Source organism: Paenibacillus sp. J31R34 (assembly GCF_059383715.1).
Window position 1 is genome coordinate 78997 of sequence record NZ_JBXENU010000014.1, and the last position, 17115, is coordinate 96111.

The window sequence follows — 17115 nt, forward strand, 5'->3', positions numbered from 1 at the left end:
GGAGGCAGTCATGACAATGAACCAACGATATACAAAAGCAGAACCGGCCAGCTGGTCAGGAATATGGGGTAATGCGGCGTTGGCGTTGTTGAAAGGGGCAGCAGGCTGGCTGTCCGGCAGCAAAGCATTGCTTGCAGATGGTTGCCGATCTGCTGCGGAGGCGGCGGCTATTTTCGCGGAAAAGGTCGTTTTGCAGCGCGGTGGCAATGGCAGCGAAACATCTTCTGGCAGCGCTGCTGCTGTAAAGCACAAGGAAACAAGGAAGACAGAAACCTTCATGAATGTTGTTTTAGCAGCAGCCCTGCTTCTAATTGGTTTGGAGATTGGCATTTCGGCCGTTCGCGACATTGCTGAGGGGATCAGCAAGCCGCCTCATTGGAGCGCGCTTGCTGCTTTGGCTGGTTGCCTGCTCGTGAAGGAGCTCATCTGGAAACAGAGAGAGCATGGGAGCAGCTTGTATGCGACACTTGCGGTATTCATTGGTGCAGGGACCGCGTGGCTGGGCAAGCTGATTTCGCTTCCGGTGCTTTATTATTTTGATTCGGCAGCAGCTATCGTCATTTCGGTTATCGTCATGAACGGCGGCTATCGCATTATTGTGCCGTCCTCTCGCAAGGAGGAAGCATCTACAGAGGTATATAGCGAAAATACCGAGGAGCTCATGCAGCTCGTTCAACGGGTGGAAGGCGTCGTCACGGTACAGTCGCTGCACGCACGCGAGCAGGGCCATTATGTCGTTGCGGAGGCCGTTATCAGTGTTAATCCGCGCGTGACCGTACTTGAGGGCCATGAAGTGGCAAAAAGGGTGAAACGACTGCTGCTGACACGCTTTACCCACTTAACGGACGCAACCGTTTATGTCGAGCCGTATGACCCCGGTTATCCTTATAAATCCAATCACGATCCGAATCAGGAACATATGCCTACGCTGCTGCAATAGCGCAGCAAGGCAGAAAGGAGTTGAAGTCGGCGTGATTCAAGCTAAAACACGTTGGAATCTTGCACCTTGGGACGAGCAGGCAGACGCGGCGGCGCAGGAGCTTTCGACAGCTCTGCGCCTGTCGCCGCTTGCCGCCAAGCTTTTGGTGCAGCGCGGCTATAGGGAGGTTGCACAGGCGGAGCAGTTTTTAAGAGGCGGCTCTGAGCATTTGCATGACCCGTATTTGCTAAAAGATATGAGGGAGGCTGTCGCCCGTATTCGGGAGGCGGCCTCAGCTGGCGAAAAAGTACGTATTTATGGCGATTATGATGCCGACGGCGTATCCAGCACCTCGCTGCTCGTGCATGTGTTTCGCGAGCTCGGCCTTCATTTTGATTATTATATTCCCCATCGGGCACTCGAGGGTTATGGATTAAACAAGGCGGCACTGGAGAAGGCGGTCGCTGAGGGCGTTGGCTTAATTGTGACCGTTGATACCGGCATTAGCGCTTACGATGAAATTGCTTACGCTAAGGAGCTTGGGCTTGATGTTGTTGTCACCGACCATCACGAACCGCCAGCACGTATTCCGGATGCCTGCGCCGTTGTTAACCCGAAGCGGCATGATTGCACTTATCCATTTGAAGGGCTGGCAGGCGTTGGTGTCGCATTCAAGCTGGCGCAAGCGCTGCTGGAACGCCCGCCTATGGAACTGACGGACATCGTTTGTCTGGGAACGATTGCTGATTTAATGCCTTTGACTGGCGAAAACCGGATTTTAGTCAAAAGCGGGCTGGAACGGCTTCGCCAGACGACGAATACCGGATTTCTCGCGCTTGCCGAGTCGACGGGCATAGAGCTGCCGTCGATTACATCTACGACTGTCGCCTTCGGCATGGCACCGCGCATTAATGCGGCTGGCAGGCTCGATCATGCTCGGCGCGCTGTAGAGCTGCTCATAAGCGACAACTACGACGAGGCTATATTGGCAGCAACTTCGCTCGATATGCTCAACCGCGAGCGGCAGCGCATCGTGGAAGGCATCGTCAAGGAAGCGGAGGAGCAATGGGCGCAGAAGCGAGCGCAGGCTGCGGATGCGGGCGAGGCGGAACCGGCGGTTATTGTACTGGCGGGAGAAGGCTGGAATGTGGGCGTTATCGGCATTGTTGCCTCCAAACTGCTGGAACGCCATTACAAGCCCGTCATTATTCTAGGCATAGATGGAGATAGCGGCATGTGCAAGGGGTCTGCGCGCTCCATTGACGGCTACGACCTGCATGCAGCACTTACCGCCTGCGATGAGCTGCTGGACCATTACGGGGGCCATCAGGCGGCGGCAGGCATGAGCCTGCATCGTGACCAGCTGGCTGATTTTGAACGCCAGCTGAGCGAGCTTGCTTTGGAATGGCTCAGCGAGCAGGATTGGATTCCAAAAACGGGCATTGATCTAGAGTGCAAGGTTGAAGAAGCTAATTTGCAAACGATCAATGAGCTAGCGCAGCTGGAGCCGTTCGGGGCGGGTAATCCATCGCCACGATTGCTCTTTCAGGGCGCCGCGCTTGCAGACAAGCGAACGATGGGCAAGGAAGCGAAGCATCTCAAGCTGACAGTGAAGAGTGGGCAGGCTGTGCTGGAAGCGGTAGGCTTCAGCATGGGAGCCATCGCCGACCGGCTAATTGCGAGCAGCACGGTTGATCTGGTAGGCGCGCTGTCTATTAATGAATGGAACGGCCAGCGCAAGCCGCAGCTGCATATTCATGACCTGTTCAGCGGAGGAGCGTATGCAAAATTTCCTGAACGTGAGCATTTCGGTCAAGTGTATCAACTGCTGCGGAGAATGAAGCAGGCACCGCTTGAGGGGCTTGCGAAGCGCCTCGCGGAGCTGAGCGGATGGCCGCAGGAAATGACCGAGGTTATGCTGCGCGTGTTTACCGAGCTTGCGTTTATAAGCATTGAAGATGGAATTGCAATTGTAGCAGAGGCACCGGAGAAGCGAGAGCTAAGCACAGCGCCTTCCTATCAGGAGGCAAAAAGTAAAGCAGAGCAATTGCAATCTCCACTCTTTGCAGCTACAATATTGGTTTGACAGCACCAGAATGGCGATAGACAGAAGGGACGAATAATTGATGAGCGAGTCACAAATTAATTTTAAAGATTACATTCGGGTCATTCCCGATTTCCCACAGCCAGGCATTCGCTTTAAGGATATTACTACTTTGCTGAAGGACGGCCCAGCTTACCGTGCTGCCATTGAAGAAATGCGCAAAGCGGTTGAGCATTTGAAAATTGATATCGTTGCAGGACCGGAAGCGCGCGGCTTCGTTATCGGCGCTCCACTTGCCCTTGCACTAGGCGTAGGCTTTGCGCCCATTCGCAAAAGCGGCAAACTGCCCGGCGAAACGATTGAAGCGAGCTATGACCTGGAGTATGGCAAAGATGTGCTCGCTATGCACAAGGACTCCATCCAGCCGGGACAGCGCGTTCTGATTGCCGATGATCTACTTGCAACGGGCGGCACGATCGCAACTTCCATTAATTTGATTCGTCAGCTTGGCGGGGAAATTGTCGGTTCGGCTTTTCTCATCGAGCTGTCTTATTTGACAGGCCGCGAGAAGCTTGGCGATATGGACGTCGTTTCACTCGTTACTTACTAGAAATAGCTTAAAGGATGAATTAATATCGTTTGAACGTTTAAGCCAACCAGCTGCTGCTGGTTGGCTTTTGCATTATAAAGTCTGCATTACCGGTTGGGAAATTTGAATTTCCATGACTTAAATCGACACTTCAATCGACAGCGTAGTTGACGTCATGCTATGCTTACAGGCATAATATTAGAAAACTCGGAAAATGCGCGAAGGGGAGCCGAAGCAGGGCTCATTTCGGAAAGGGATGTTCATGGGCATAGAGCAGTTAATTGAAAAGGCATCGGCCTATATGAAGGAACAGGACTTATTACGCATAAGGGAAGCCTATCATTTTGCAGATCAGGCTCATCATGGACAAGTGCGGAAATCAGGCGAACCTTACATTTTACATCCGATTGCCGTAGCAGATATATTGGTGGATATGCAGATGGATGTGCTGTCCATTATTACAGCTTTACTGCATGATGTGGTTGAAGATACGACAGTCGATCTGGAGACGGTTCGGGCGAAATTCGGTGAAACCTGCGCGATGCTGGTTGACGGACTGACGAAGCTGGAGAAAATCCGTTTTCGTTCCAAGGAAGAGCAGCAAAACGAAAATTATCGAAAAATGTTTGTGGCGATGGCACAGGATATTCGCGTTATTTTGATTAAGCTTGCCGATCGCCTGCACAATATGCGGACGCTGAAATTCCAGTCAGAGGAAGCGCAGCGTCGGATTGCGTATGAGACACTGGAAATTTTTTGCCCCATTGCGCATCGGCTTGGTATTTCCGCGATTAAGTGGGAGATGGAGGATATTGCACTTCGGTATTTAAATCCGCAGCAATATTATCGCATCGCCAACTTGATGAAGAAAAAACGGGCAGAGCGCGAGCAGTTTATTGCCGATGTTATTGAGCGCATTGAAGAGAAGCTTGGCGAAATGGGCATTGAAGGCGATATTTCCGGGCGCCCGAAGCATTTGTACAGCATTTACAAAAAAATGACCGACCGCAACAAGCAGTTTAATGAGATTTATGATCTCATGGCGATCCGGATTATTGTCGAAAATATTAAAGATTGTTATGCGACGCTCGGCATTATCCACACGCTGTGGAAGCCGATGCCGGGAAGGTTCAAGGATTATATCGCGATGCCGAAGGCGAATATGTACCAGTCGCTGCATACGACGGTTGTAGGGCCGAATGGCGAGCCGACCGAAGTGCAAATTCGGACATGGGATATGCATCGTACATCAGAATACGGGATTGCGGCGCATTGGGCGTACAAGGAAGGCACGGTCGTGCCAAACCGCAATTTTGAAGATAAAATGTCTTGGTTCCGCGAAATATTGGAGCTGCAAAATGACGCTCGCGACGCATCGGAGTTTATGGAATCGCTGAAAATGGATTTCTTCTCCGATCTCGTATTTGTATTTACGCCGAGCGGTGAAGTCATTGAGCTGCCAGCCGGCTCTGTGCCGCTGGATTTTGCTTACCGCATTCACACGGAGGTTGGCAACCGCACGATTGGCGCCAAGGTGAACGGCCGTATTGTGCCGCTTGATTGTAAGCTCAAAACCGGCGATATTATTGAAATTCTCACCTCCAAGCATTCGTACGGACCGAGCCAGGATTGGGTGAAAATCGCACAATCTTCGCATGCGCGCAGCAAAATCAGGCAGTGGTTTAAGAAGGAGCAGCGCGAGGAAAATGTGGCGAAGGGCCGTGAGGCTGTCGAGCGTGAGCTCAAGCGCCTTGGTCTAGAGCCTTCGGCTTGGCTGACCGAGGACAAGCTGCAGGAGGTTGCGTCCAAGTTCTCATTTAACGATGTGGAGGACATGCTGTCGGGCGTTAACTTTGGCGGCGTGACCGCTGCACAGATTTGTACCCGTCTAACGGAGAAGCTGCGCAAGGAAGCTGAGAAAAACAATACGATTGAGCTCGGTACGGATAAAGATGCGAAATCGGGAGTCAGCCGCAAAAATCGCCAGCACCATGGCGTTACGGTACGAGGTATTGATAATTTGCTCATTCGCTTTGCTCGCTGCTGCAATCCGGTGCCTGGCGACGCTATTATTGGCTACATTACGCGTGGACGCGGCGTCTCGGTGCATCGTATGGATTGCCAGAACATTCCGTTTGGCATGGACGGAGAGGAAGCAGATCGCGTCATTGAGGTGGAGTGGGAAGAATCTGTCGAGGCAAATTACAGCGTCGATATTGAAATTACCGGTCATGACCGTAATGGTCTGCTCAATGAAGTGCTGCAAGTCGTATCCGGAAGCAAGACGAATATTTCAGCAGTGACCGGGCGTTCCGTGAAAAATAAAATGGTCATGATTCATATGACCGTGCTGATTAAGAACGTTGAGCATCTCTCATCTGTGGTGGAGAAGATTAAACGGGTGCAGGATATATATTCCGTCCAAAGGATTATGAATAGCTGATTTTGCTGCTGTAAAAGCCTTGGTGGGGAAGGGCGGGGGGGCGCTGCGTGAAAGGTTTGGGTTTCGGTCGCCATTGCTGATGGATTTTTGTAATATAACCGTAGCGGTTAAAATCCATCAGCAAAAGCGAACGCTCCGCTCCTCAATTCCAAACCTTTCACTCCACTCTCTCCCCCTCCTCTTCCCCAAAAAGGTTTTAAAAGCAAGTTTTGCTATTGCCAGTAGGCAACAAGCTAAAGATAAAGATAAAGTCAAAAGATAATCACTACACTTAGTTGACTGTTATTGTGTAGTTCAACAGGCATACATTGATTACACCTGCTTCGCATGCGCGAAGCAGGGATGAATGACAGAGGGATGGCGGCGTACTTAGCCGCCTTCTTCTTTTTTAAGGGAGGATGGGAAAGCATGAAGGTTGTGATACAGAGAAGCAAGCAGGCGAGAGTGACCGTCGAAGGTGAAATAACAGGAGCAATCAACTTCGGATACGTGCTGCTTGTTGGGATTACCCATGAAGATACAGAAGCAGACATCAAATGGATGGCCGATAAAATCGCGGGCCTGCGAATTTTTGAAGATGAGGCTGGCAAAATGAATTTGTCCATCGTCGAAACCGGTGGCGCTATTTTGTCCGTATCGCAGTTTACATTGTATGGAGACAGTCGCAAAGGCCGGCGACCTAACTTTATGGCTGCTGCGCGCCCAGAACAGGCTGAGCCGCTCTACGAGCAGTTTAATGCCTATCTTCGTCAGCAGCATGGGCTGCAAGTGGAGACGGGGCGTTTTGGTGCTATGATGGATGTGTCGCTCGTCAATTGGGGTCCTGTCACATTGATTTTGGACAGCAAGGAATAGAGCCGTAAAGAAGAATTGCATTCGCAGAGGGATTCCTTAATTCATTTCCTCTTGGGCAGCAACCTCCGTTTTAATTTCTGTAAATAATTCTTCTTTAGTCATACCGGTTATTTTATCAATAGAGGCTAGCTCAATCTGTTCCGTTTGGAAATGGATCGTATCGTTTTGCTCAGTTGTTAAGGAAAGCTCCTTGTTTTCTGTATTCACTTTCAAAGCAACGCTGCCAAAAGAATCCACTTCCACTTGAAAGGGTACTGAAGAGGGGCCGAACACATCCTTAGTCTGTGCTTTTTTCAAAAACAAGACATACGTTTGATCAAAATCAGGTTTGCTGTAGTTGGGCGAATTGAGCACCGCTTCATATTCCACTTCATCTACCGTATGTTTTAATAAAATGTTATGTGGAATGGAAATATGAATGGTGCCTTCAATCTCGCCTAACAAGGCTTCCTCGACTACAAACGAATACACCTCGCTAAAATGGTTTTCTCCCATGTTCCAATTCTCAATAAATTTCTCGTAGCGGCCGGATACCACATAATCGGAATGATGAACTAATCCTGCAACATCCCCGCTTACTGCATAATCCGGTGCATAATTTACATTATACGTAGCTGGCATTTCCTGCTCTTTTGTTATAAATAAAACCACTGCGGTCATGAGCGCTGCGCATAACACTGTAATTAGGATCATACGAAGATTCCATCGTATCGTCATTATGATTTCCTCCTTTAATTATTTTGGATAAAGGGTATTTATTCCATTTTTATCATCGGTTTGCGGCAAGTATATGTTTTCCCTGTCTCTGCTTGAATTCATAAGGGCCGTCACAGGAACAGAGCTATGACCCAGACCAAGGGCGTGCCCTAATTCATGTCCTGCAGTGCTCCTTCTTGTTTGGGGATAATTTACAACACTTGGGTTCCCTATATTGATATCCGCGGTAAAGTAGCTAGTTGAAGCTGTACCTGGGCTCACATAAGTAATGCATACCCCATACATCGAAGGATCATCGACATTTTGAGTGCCAACGGTGCTGAATGTTGAAGTGTTGAGCGCCGAAAGATTAAATTTTATTTTACTTTGGGCACTATTCCAATCAGAGACGGCGGAATCAAAAGCAGCTTTATAAGTCGTATTAGTGGTAGCGTATTTTACATAAACGTTGTAAGTATTATTAACGGACTTGGGCCATTTGTGACCGGTAAACGTATAGGCGAAAGCGGTTGACGTAAAAATGAGAGCCGATAGTAGTAAGGTTGTAGCGGTCAGCAAAGATTTTTTCCTCATCATTTCATGCCCCTTTTTTGATTTTTCTTACTGATAATTCTTTGTATACCATTTTCTTTGCACGACTAAGCGCTTTAAGGATACGATTGCGTACGAATTGGACGTAACTTTATGACGATCAAAAAACAGAATATGTTTCATATTTTGGATTTTATTTCAAATAAATAAAAGATGAAAGGTTCGAGGTGTATCTTTTCCAGCCGCATGAATGGCAATTGGACAAGCAATCATGCTGGGATGAAGATTAGTGGGGAGACCTTCTGGATACAATAGGGGAGAGAATGGGCGCGCTTAAAGCATTCGGCAGCGATTGGCCGTGGCTGAGCGCCTATTTATTTTGTACCGGAGGCGAATGAACGCATGCATCAATCCCGCAAGGAGCAAGGGCTGGAGCGGATTAGCCGCAAGCTGCTTCATGCAGATCGGCATGAAGCCATCAGGCTGTCACAGCTGGAGGAAGACATGGAGGCGGCAGAGGAATGGGCAGGCTTTCCAGCTACTGCTGGCAAGCGGAGCGACATAAGGGACACATAATATGGAGCCGAATGCAGATAGGGTACCCGCGCGGCAAAGAATTGGAAGCAGGGTACAATACGATGCCATAAGCCATAAGCCATAGGCTAAACGCTTGTCCGCATACGCTGGCGCAAAAGCAGGGGAAAGGTCGAAATAGCAGGAAATAAAACGCTTTCTAAACTGTAATGTTACTGTAATCAAACGATAACGCTATTTTAACATCGCAAGCCTATAATAGAACTCGACCCCCTTTTTTTAAATATAATTTACTTTTGGACCTGCAATGTGATTGCAGGTTTTTTTCTGTCTTCTGGCGGGCATACGGCTGTTTCTATACAATCGGGCTGATTACAGCTGAATCGCATCTTGACTTTCTGACGACGCCCAAGTAAAATGAAGCATCAGCACCATTCACTATAATGATTTCATGATGGAACAAAGTAATCCATGCGCATATATGCAGAGAGGAATGCCTTAGGCTGCAAGCATTCTTATAATGGCGGGATGAACAGACTTTCCGGAGAACAGACGGTGAACGTCAGCCTGCTGGGGCATAAGTCCTAGGCAAGCGATTGTTTCAGTAGCCGTACTGCGGGTGACGGGCGTTAACCGTCTTCAAGCGAGCTTCTGCCTTAGGGCAGCTGTCTCGGAATGTGGGTGGTACCACGGGAGCTATACTCTCGTCCCTGACAGCAATATTTGCTGTTCAGGGGCGGGAGTTTTTTGCTTTAAATATAAGACTTTATAAGTTTTACACTTACCACTGGCTTATATTTCACCGCAAAATGAGCCCTGCCGTCATCACACGGCGAGTGCTGTTTTGCTTGTTTTCATGTTTTTCAGCAGCAGGTCAGGAGGAAAATGACATGGCATTTCAAAAATTACCGGGAACGCAGGACATGCTGCCGGGCTCAATCGACAGCTGGCAGTTCGTCGAGCAGAAGGCGCGCGAAATATGCCGCCGCTTTAATTTTCGTGAAATTCGCACGCCGATCTTCGAAGCGACCGAGCTGTTCCAGCGCGGCGTAGGCGAAACAACGGACGTTGTAGAGAAAGAGATGTATACGTTCACGGATCGCGGAAATCGCAGCGTGACGCTGCGTCCAGAGGGCACAGCCGGTGTCGTTCGGGCGTTCGTTGAAAATAAACTGTATGGCGAGCCTGATCTGACGAAGCTGTATTACATCGGTCCTATGTTCCGCTATGAGCGCCAGCAAGCGGGGCGTTACCGCCAGTTTCACCAGTTCGGCGTTGAGGCGATGGGCTCGGTGAATCCGGCGCTTGATGCCGAGGTTATCGCTTTGGGCTACACGTTTTATACCGAGGTTGGCCTTAAAGGGGTACGCGTCGAAATCAATTCCGTCGGAACGCCGGAAGTAAGGCTTGCCTTCCGCGAGCGCCTGCTTGCTTTCCTTGAGCCGAAGCGCGAGCTGCTGTGCAAAGATTGCCAGTCGCGGATGGACCGCAACCCGCTGCGCGTGCTGGACTGCAAAGTCGACCAGAAGCATTTTGAAGGTGCTCCGTCGATTTTGGATAGTTTGGATGAGGAATGCTCAACGCATTTTGAAAAGGTTAAAGCGTATTTGACGGCGATGAATATTCCGTTTGATGTCAATTCGAAGCTGGTGCGCGGGCTTGATTATTACACGCATACCGCTTTTGAATATAAAGCGGAGGGCATCGGTGCCATCGATACGATTGGCGGCGGCGGACGCTACAATGGGCTCGTTGCCGATATTGGCGGACCGGATCAGCCGGGCGTCGGTCTTGGCCTCGGGCTGGAGCGGACGATATTGCTCCTTGAGCACCAGAAGACGGAAGGCATCAAGGAAACGAGCCAGGTTGACGTTTATGTCATCAGCCTTGGCGAGGCAGCAGAGCGTGAGGCGACTAAGATCGTACATGACCTGCGTGCAGCAGGCTTGCGCGCTGACCGTGACTACACAGATCGCAAGATGAAGGCGCAGATGAAGTCAGCGGATCGCTTTAAGGCACGTTTTACCGCCATTCTCGGCGATGACGAGCTGGAGCGCGGCGAAATTGCCCTGAAAAATATGGAAAGCGGCGAGCAGCGCACCGTAGCAATCAGCGAGCTTGCAGCAGCGATTCAAGCTTAGAGACTGCGACGAAATAAAGTACCGCACCGGGTACTAATTTCCTCTCAGCTCCTGAGTTTACTAAATCTTTTAAATAAAAGGAGCATAACCATTATGTTGAAAACTCACCCATGTGGAAAATTAACAAAAAGCGATATTGGACAAACGGTCATTTTGAACGGCTGGGTACAGCGTCGTCGTGACCTAGGCGGCGTATTGTTTATTGATCTTCGCGACCGTACAGGTATTGTGCAAACGGTATTTAACCCTGATTTTTCCGGCGATGCGCTGGCGATTGCTGACCGTGCCCGCAACGAGTTCGTACTTGCTGTTCAAGGCACAGTTGTTGAGCGTGACCCAGAGACCGTTAACGCGAACCTGGAAACAGGCGAAATCGAAGTGCGCGTTGAAAAAATAGAAATTATGAACGCGGCAAAAACACCGCCATTCCCAATCGAAGACGGCGTCGAAGTTGACGAGTCGCTGCGCTTGAAATACCGTTACCTTGATCTGCGTCGTCCGGAAATGCAAAAAACATTGCTGCTCCGTTCGAAAGCAGCTAAAATTTTCCGCGACTTCCTTGACGGAGAAGGCTTTATTGACGTTGAAACGCCAATTTTGACCAAGAGCTCACCAGAAGGTGCCCGTGATTATTTGGTACCAAGCCGCGTGCATGAAGGCGAATTTTTTGCCCTGCCGCAATCGCCGCAAATTTTCAAGCAATTGCTAATGGTCGGCGGCATTGAGCGTTATTATCAAATCGCTCGCTGCTTCCGCGATGAGGATCTTCGCGCAGACCGTCAGCCTGAGTTCACACAAGTCGATATTGAAACTTCCTTCCTGTCGCAGGATCAATTGCTGGGCATGATGGAGCAGCTTGCTGCAAGATTGTTCCGCGAGACAGTAGGCGTGGAGCTTGCGCTTCCGTTCCAACGCATTACGTATGAAGATGCCATCAATAAATATGGCTCCGATAAGCCTGACCTGCGCTTCGGCATGGAAATTCAAGATATTACCGATATTGTAGCGACAAGCGAAGTGAAGGTATTCGCAAGCGTAGCAGCATCCGGCGGCGTCGTGAAGGCATTCAACGCTAAAGGCTGTGGCGGCTGGAGCCGTAAAGAGCTTGACGATCTGCAGCCGTTCGCTGCTCGTTATGGCGGTAAAGGCCTAGCTTGGATTACGGTGAAGGATGGCGAATGGCGCGGTCCAATCGTGAAATTCCTGAAACCGGAGGAAATCGCGGCATTGACTGAGCGTCTTCAAGTTGAAGATGGCGACTTGCTTACATTCTCTGCTGACAAGCAAAAAGTTGTTGTTGATGTTATGGGCAATCTGCGCCTGAAAGTGGGCCGCGAGCTTGGCTTGATCGACGACACTAAATTTAAGTTCGTATGGGTCGTAGACTTCCCGCTTCTTGGCTGGGATGAGGATGCGCAGCGTTATGTAGCCGAGCATCATCCGTTCACACGTCCGCATGAGGATGATTTGCACCTGTTTGATACAGATCCAGGCAAAATCCGCGCACAAGCTTATGATATTGTCCTGAACGGCTATGAAGTAGGCGGAGGCTCGATGCGTATTTACAAGCGTGAAGTACAGGAGAAAATGTTCAATGCGCTTGGTTTGTCGCCAGAAACAGCACAGCAGAACTTCGGTTACCTGCTGGATGCTTTTGAATACGGTACGCCTCCGCATGGCGGCATCGCTTTCGGCTTCGACCGTCTCATCATGCTGCTGGCTGGCCGTACGAACCTGCGTGAAACGATTGCATTTCCGAAAACAGCGAACGCAACCGATCTGCTATGCAATGCGCCGTCCGAGGTTGAGCTATCCCAATTAGAGCAGCTTCATATCCGTACAGTGCCTAAGCCTGCAAAACAGCCTGCACCGGTAGGAGCAGCACCAGAAGCGCCACAAGCACCACAGGCACCACAGGCTTAATGGAATGGGCGGGCGAAATTGCCCGCCTTCTCACCCTAGATGCATGGAATAGATAACGGAAGGGACGGCGATTTTTAGATGCTGCACCAATTTTCACGCACGGAGCTGGCAATCGGGCCGGAAGGCCTCGAGCTGATGAAAGGGAGTACGGTAGCGGTGCTTGGTATCGGCGGCGTGGGCGGCATTGCTGCTGAGGCGCTTGCCCGTACAGGCATTGGCCGTATTATTTTGGTCGATAAAGATGTTGTCGATATTACAAACGTCAATCGCCAGATCCATGCGCTTACGACGACCGTTGGCGAGCCGAAGGCAGACTTGATGCGCGACCGCATTAAGCTCATTAACCCAGAGTGCGACGCGGTATCTCTGCGCATGTTTTATACGGAAGAGACGTTCGAGAAATTTTTTGAATATCCGATTGATTATGTGGTCGATGCTTCCGATACGATTTCGTACAAAATCCATTTGATCAAGCAGTGCCTGGAGCGCAAAATTCCGATTATTTCGAGCATGGGCGCCGCTAACAAAATGGACCCGACGAAATTTGAAGTTGTGGATATTTCCAAAACCCACACCGATCCCATTGCCCGCGTTGTGCGGCAGAGACTGCGCAAGGAAGGCATTCATAAAGGCGTGAAGGTTGTGTTCTCCTCGGAGACGCCGAAGAAGCCGCGTCAAGATGTGACGCAGCGCATCGTGCCCGAGAACGCGCCGGAAATTCGCAAGGCACAGCAGCCGCCAGCGAGCAATGCATTTGTTCCTCCAGTGGCGGGACTGATTATGGTCAGTGTGGTCGTGCAGGATCTGCTGGCGAAGGCAGATATTACAGTCTAGGCAAGCCCGGCTTACAGCCAAATAAAATAAACCAGAGCGGATATGCACAGGCATATCATGGGCTCTGGTTTTTTTGTTGCATAAGCATGCTTATTTCTGAAACTCCTTCGGCGTAAAGCCCGTCATCTGCTTGAAGATGCGGCTGAAATAAAACGGGTCGCAATAGCCGACCTGCTCCCCGACCTCCTTAACGGACAGATGAGCATGATTGCGAAGCAAATATTTCGCTTCGTGGATACGCAGCGACATCAAATAGCGGGAAGGGGACTCCTCCGTATGCTTCATAAAAACTTTGCTCAAGTGGGAGGCGGTAAAATTGAAGCTGCGGGCAATTTGCTCCAGGCTGAGATTCTCCCTGTAATGCTCGCGCATGAAGCCTTGCACCATTTGCACCAATTCATCCGTATCCGTGTCCGCTCCGCTTTGCTGGAGGCTTTTCACCGGGGGGGTATAATCAGTCCGTTCCGCCTCAATTAGCGTCTTTACGCGATTGTATACCCGCGCAAGCTCAGAGGTTGCAATCGGCTTCAGCAAATATTCAATGACATTGTACCGAATCGCTTGCCGCGCGTATTCAAAATCCGCAAAGCCGCTTGTAATAATTTTGCACATGCGTGGATAATAGCGGTGGATGGACCCAATGAGCTCAATGCCATCCATGACGGGCATCCGAATATCGGTAATGAGCAGATCCGGCTGCTCCCGCTTCACAAGCTCGAGCGCTTCTTTGCCATCCTGGGCGGAGCCGACAATTCGAATGGCCTGATCCAGACCTTCGAGCTTGCGCACCAGCGTACCTCGGATGATATCTTCGTCTTCGGCAATAACAACTTTAATGACGTTTGCTTGAGCCATGAGCGAATGCCTCCCTTTGCCGGTTTTGTTTGCCACCAATTCTAATAGCGGCCCCGCCTTCAGAGCAATTGTAAAGTTGAGGACCAAAGGTATGCCATACGACTAATAAAATAAGTCCAGCTGTTCACGCGCACCGTTGCTGCTTTCATTTTGCTGCTAGGCGGACGTTTTGTCAAAGACTTTTTGTAAGCGCTTCACAAAAAACTGGCAAGTGTTAAAATCCAGCAGTGCATTCATCCCTATAGGGGAGCGATATGACAAAAGCCGTGCCTGTGGTGGAGCCTATTTTGTGCCAGCTTTTCAGTAATGAGCAAAATGAAAAGCGCATACCGATTGAATATCGGTACACGCTTTAGGTAAACCCGTCTTTAAATTATCCGATTACCGCATCAATGAACTTTTCTAGTGCGGCCGTATCTGTAATGTTTTTATTGCAATCATCGCTTTTGGCGCACATATAATTTCCGACGGCTTTGTAGTAGTCGGGTGATGTGCCCGCGGGCCTTTTTTTCGTTATGGCGGAAAATAAAGCAAGCTCCTCGAACCGATTGCACACAAAGCAATAGTTTTTCTTGTTCGCCCGGTTGTAGCGGCCTTCGACGCCAACAAACTGCCCATTTACCGGATAAACGATAAACAGCTTATTGCTCGCAATATCAATCCAGCTTAAATAAGTGACATAGCGATAGTCGATAGCGGCTAGATCGGGCAGCCTGAGCTTTTTATTTTTGGGAAAAAGCTTCTGTATCTGTTTGGCCGTAATGGCTGGAAACTCCGTCAAATAGGCTTCCAGATCCCGCAAATACTTGGCAAAATCCTCTTTCGTCCTCAGCGTTGAAACGGCCTCAAGCATGTGCTTCTGCTCGGCGGTGGCGCCTGGGAACATCTCCACAATTTTAGATTCTGTCGTATATTTAACGGACTCCAAAATTTTCAAATCGACAACTGTGGCAAGCGCATGCTGCAAAATGCCGGCTTGTTTTTTTATCTCATTATATTGATGGTTTCTAATAAATGGTTCACGCATTTAGGTTCAGCCCCTTATTTGTTTTGATCATGCAGAAAATAAGGTGCAAAGCCAAGTATTAGAAACGACATAAGCGTGGCTGGGAGATAACGTATCAGTTATGAGTACGCCCTTGCAAAGTATCGCTTCTAAAACAAGCTCTGCAGTGGGCTGTGCCAATCCGGCAATCTCTTATTGCCATCCATACCGACCCCCTTTTCAATGAATTACCGTTTATTATAATCAAAAAAACCTTCTTTCTCAACAGCCAATCCCATGGCGCAATAAAAAGCGAATATGCTATGATCGATAGGAATAGAAAAGAAGGTTGTGAGGCATATGGATTTATTTTCTTATCAGGAAGCGGAGACGCCGCGGGCGAGGCTGCTAGCCGACCGCATGCGGCCGCAGACGCTGGATGAATATATTGGGCAAGAGCATATCATTGGAGAGGACAAGCTGCTGCGCCGGGCGATTGAAGGGGATCAGGTGTCGTCCATTTTGCTGTACGGCCCGCCGGGCTGCGGCAAGACGACGCTTGCCAACATTATCTCCAAGCGGACAGCGGGCGAGTTCGTCAAGCTGAACGCCGTTGACGCTTCGGTGAAGGATGTGCGCGAAGTTATTGAGCAAGCCCGTCTGAGCAAGACGATGTATGGCAAAAAAACAATTTTGTTCCTCGACGAGGTGCATCGCTTCAACACGGCAAGACAAGATGCGCTGCTGCCAGCGGTTGAGCAGGGCATCATCATTTTTATTGGCGCGACGACGGAAAATCCATTTCACCATGTAAATGGAGCGCTTCTGTCACGCTCGACACTGTTTCAATTGGAGCCGCTCGGTCCGCAGCATGCGCTGGAGTCCATGAAGCGGGCGCTGGCCGATAGAGGCCGCGGGCTGGGCTTTATGGAGCTGCACTGCGACGAGGAGGCGCTGGCACATATCGCGAATATGGCAGGCGGCGACATTCGCCGCGCTTTGAACGCACTGGAGCTGGCCGCAGTGACGACGCCTTCTGAGCCGGACGGCTCGGTACATATTACGCTGGAGGTGGCGCAGGAATCGATACGCAACCGTGCGGTCAAAGCGGATCAATCGACGCAATATGATGTGCTGTCAGCGTTTCATAAAAGCGTTCGCGGCTCCAGCGATGCAGCGCTGTTCTGGTTTTTGTACGCGGTGGAGAAGCTGGGAATGGACCCGATGACGTTTATCCGCCGGCTGATCGTCGCTTGCAGCGAGGACATTGGCCTTGCGAATCCGCAAGCGATGGTGCAGGCGGTAACGGCGATGGATGCTTATCACAAAATCGGCTGGCCGGAGGCGAAATACAATGTGTCACAAGCGATTTTGTTCGCGGTAGAAAGCCCAAAATCGAATGCAACAGCGATGGCCATCGGCAAGGCGATGACGATGATGGAGGGGCTGGGCGCAGCCGAAGTGCCGCTGCATTTGCGCGATACGCATTATAAAGGCTCGGCGCAGCTTGGTCACGAAGGCTACAAGTACCCGCATGATTATCCGGGGCATTATGTGCAGCAGCAATATTTGCCGGACAAGCTGCGAGAAATGAGCTTTTATCAGGCAACCGAGCAGGGCATGGAGGATAAAATCCGGCAAAACCAAGAGCTGCGGAAGCGTCCGAAGGGGAAGAAGTAGCCGTTTGAAGGATAGGATGGAAACCTTCTAATGCCGGCCTTCGTATGGAGGCTCAGGCAAATTGC

At 50.1% G+C, this 17115-nt stretch carries 14 protein-coding genes; 10 read left to right on the forward strand and 4 right to left on the reverse strand.

The genetic code is table 11. The annotated features are described in order from the left end of the window. Window positions 1-10: 10 nt before the first annotated feature. The 5 genes from AC50YG_RS28435 (at window position 11) to dtd (ending at window position 6850) form a co-directional block, all read left to right on the forward strand. Window positions 11-940: a cation diffusion facilitator family transporter gene (locus AC50YG_RS28435; RefSeq protein WP_494831903.1), complete on the forward strand. Its 930-nt coding sequence runs from the start codon at window positions 11-13 to the stop codon at window positions 938-940. A gap of 31 nt (window positions 941-971) precedes the next feature. After that, complete coding sequence (recJ, locus tag AC50YG_RS28440) at window positions 972-3005, forward strand: single-stranded-DNA-specific exonuclease RecJ (protein WP_494831905.1); 2034 nt, start codon at window positions 972-974, stop codon at window positions 3003-3005. Between the two features lie 55 nt (window positions 3006-3060). Beyond that, window positions 3061-3573, forward strand: coding sequence for an adenine phosphoribosyltransferase (locus AC50YG_RS28445; RefSeq protein ID WP_338556641.1), 513 nt, complete (start codon window positions 3061-3063; stop codon window positions 3571-3573). 241 nt (window positions 3574-3814) lie between these two features. Continuing rightward, the gene (locus AC50YG_RS28450; protein WP_473761692.1) at window positions 3815-5995 is read left to right on the forward strand and encodes a RelA/SpoT family protein; all 2181 of its coding nucleotides are present in this window, start codon (window positions 3815-3817) and stop codon (window positions 5993-5995) included. A 408-nt stretch (window positions 5996-6403) separates the two neighbouring features. Further along, on the forward strand, window positions 6404-6850 hold the full coding sequence (gene dtd, locus AC50YG_RS28455; protein WP_494831907.1) for a D-aminoacyl-tRNA deacylase: 447 nt from the start codon (window positions 6404-6406) through the stop codon (window positions 6848-6850). 36 nt (window positions 6851-6886) lie between these two features. Here dtd and AC50YG_RS28460 read toward each other — a convergent pair whose 3' ends face one another. Continuing rightward, window positions 6887-7567 (reverse strand): hypothetical protein, encoded by a 681-nt coding sequence (locus AC50YG_RS28460; RefSeq protein WP_494831909.1) that lies wholly within the window; start codon window positions 7565-7567, stop codon window positions 6887-6889. Window positions 7568-7585: 18 nt separating this feature from the next. Next, window positions 7586-8143 carry a M57 family metalloprotease gene (locus AC50YG_RS28465; protein WP_494831911.1) on the reverse strand — a complete coding sequence of 186 codons (558 nt, stop codon included), beginning with the start codon at window positions 8141-8143 and terminating at the stop codon, window positions 7586-7588. A 357-nt stretch (window positions 8144-8500) separates the two neighbouring features. Between AC50YG_RS28465 and AC50YG_RS28470 the strand changes: the two genes are divergently transcribed. The 4 genes from AC50YG_RS28470 (at window position 8501) to AC50YG_RS28485 (ending at window position 13530) form a co-directional block, all read left to right on the forward strand. Then, window positions 8501-8674 carry a hypothetical protein gene (locus AC50YG_RS28470; RefSeq protein WP_494831913.1) on the forward strand — a complete coding sequence of 58 codons (174 nt, stop codon included), beginning with the start codon at window positions 8501-8503 and terminating at the stop codon, window positions 8672-8674. An 848-nt stretch (window positions 8675-9522) separates the two neighbouring features. Continuing rightward, window positions 9523-10773 (forward strand): histidine--tRNA ligase, encoded by a 1251-nt coding sequence (gene hisS, locus AC50YG_RS28475; RefSeq protein ID WP_473761680.1) that lies wholly within the window; start codon window positions 9523-9525, stop codon window positions 10771-10773. A 93-nt stretch (window positions 10774-10866) separates the two neighbouring features. Then, entirely contained in the window at window positions 10867-12696 is a 1830-nt protein-coding gene (gene aspS, locus AC50YG_RS28480) for an aspartate--tRNA ligase (RefSeq protein WP_494831915.1), read from the forward strand. Window positions 12697-12774: 78 nt separating this feature from the next. Beyond that, complete coding sequence (locus tag AC50YG_RS28485) at window positions 12775-13530, forward strand: tRNA threonylcarbamoyladenosine dehydratase (protein WP_341281794.1); 756 nt, start codon at window positions 12775-12777, stop codon at window positions 13528-13530. A gap of 90 nt (window positions 13531-13620) precedes the next feature. Here AC50YG_RS28485 and AC50YG_RS28490 read toward each other — a convergent pair whose 3' ends face one another. Both AC50YG_RS28490 and AC50YG_RS28495 read right to left on the reverse strand, forming a co-directional pair. Beyond that, a complete protein-coding gene (locus AC50YG_RS28490; RefSeq protein ID WP_494831917.1) occupies window positions 13621-14385 on the reverse strand; it encodes a response regulator transcription factor in 765 nt (254 codons plus the stop codon). A 373-nt stretch (window positions 14386-14758) separates the two neighbouring features. Continuing rightward, window positions 14759-15412, reverse strand: coding sequence for a FusB/FusC family EF-G-binding protein (locus AC50YG_RS28495; protein ID WP_494831919.1), 654 nt, complete (start codon window positions 15410-15412; stop codon window positions 14759-14761). Window positions 15413-15730: 318 nt separating this feature from the next. Here AC50YG_RS28495 and AC50YG_RS28500 point away from each other — a divergent pair, with 318 nt between their 5' ends. Beyond that, window positions 15731-17050 carry a replication-associated recombination protein A gene (locus tag AC50YG_RS28500; RefSeq protein ID WP_494831921.1) on the forward strand — a complete coding sequence of 440 codons (1320 nt, stop codon included), beginning with the start codon at window positions 15731-15733 and terminating at the stop codon, window positions 17048-17050. Window positions 17051-17115 lie beyond the last annotated feature (65 nt).

Bases quoted from the DNA above. Each gene is read 5' to 3' on its own strand.
- AC50YG_RS28435 (WP_494831903.1), top strand. From the start codon at position 11: ATGACAATGAACCAACGATATACAAAAGCAGAACCGGCCAGCTGGTCA.
- AC50YG_RS28450 (WP_473761692.1), top strand. From the start codon at position 3,815: ATGGGCATAGAGCAGTTAATTGAAAAGGCATCGGCCTATATGAAGGAA.
- dtd (WP_494831907.1), top strand. From the start codon at position 6,404: ATGAAGGTTGTGATACAGAGAAGCAAGCAGGCGAGAGTGACCGTCGAA.
- AC50YG_RS28460 (WP_494831909.1), bottom strand. From the start codon at position 7,567: ATGACGATACGATGGAATCTTCGTATGATCCTAATTACAGTGTTATGC.
- AC50YG_RS28465 (WP_494831911.1), bottom strand. From the start codon at position 8,143: ATGATGAGGAAAAAATCTTTGCTGACCGCTACAACCTTACTACTATCG.
- AC50YG_RS28470 (WP_494831913.1), top strand. From the start codon at position 8,501: ATGCATCAATCCCGCAAGGAGCAAGGGCTGGAGCGGATTAGCCGCAAG.
- hisS (WP_473761680.1), top strand. From the start codon at position 9,523: ATGGCATTTCAAAAATTACCGGGAACGCAGGACATGCTGCCGGGCTCA.
- aspS (WP_494831915.1), top strand. From the start codon at position 10,867: ATGTTGAAAACTCACCCATGTGGAAAATTAACAAAAAGCGATATTGGA.
- AC50YG_RS28485 (WP_341281794.1), top strand. From the start codon at position 12,775: ATGCTGCACCAATTTTCACGCACGGAGCTGGCAATCGGGCCGGAAGGC.
- AC50YG_RS28490 (WP_494831917.1), bottom strand. From the start codon at position 14,385: ATGGCTCAAGCAAACGTCATTAAAGTTGTTATTGCCGAAGACGAAGAT.
- AC50YG_RS28495 (WP_494831919.1), bottom strand. From the start codon at position 15,412: ATGCGTGAACCATTTATTAGAAACCATCAATATAATGAGATAAAAAAA.
- AC50YG_RS28500 (WP_494831921.1), top strand. From the start codon at position 15,731: ATGGATTTATTTTCTTATCAGGAAGCGGAGACGCCGCGGGCGAGGCTG.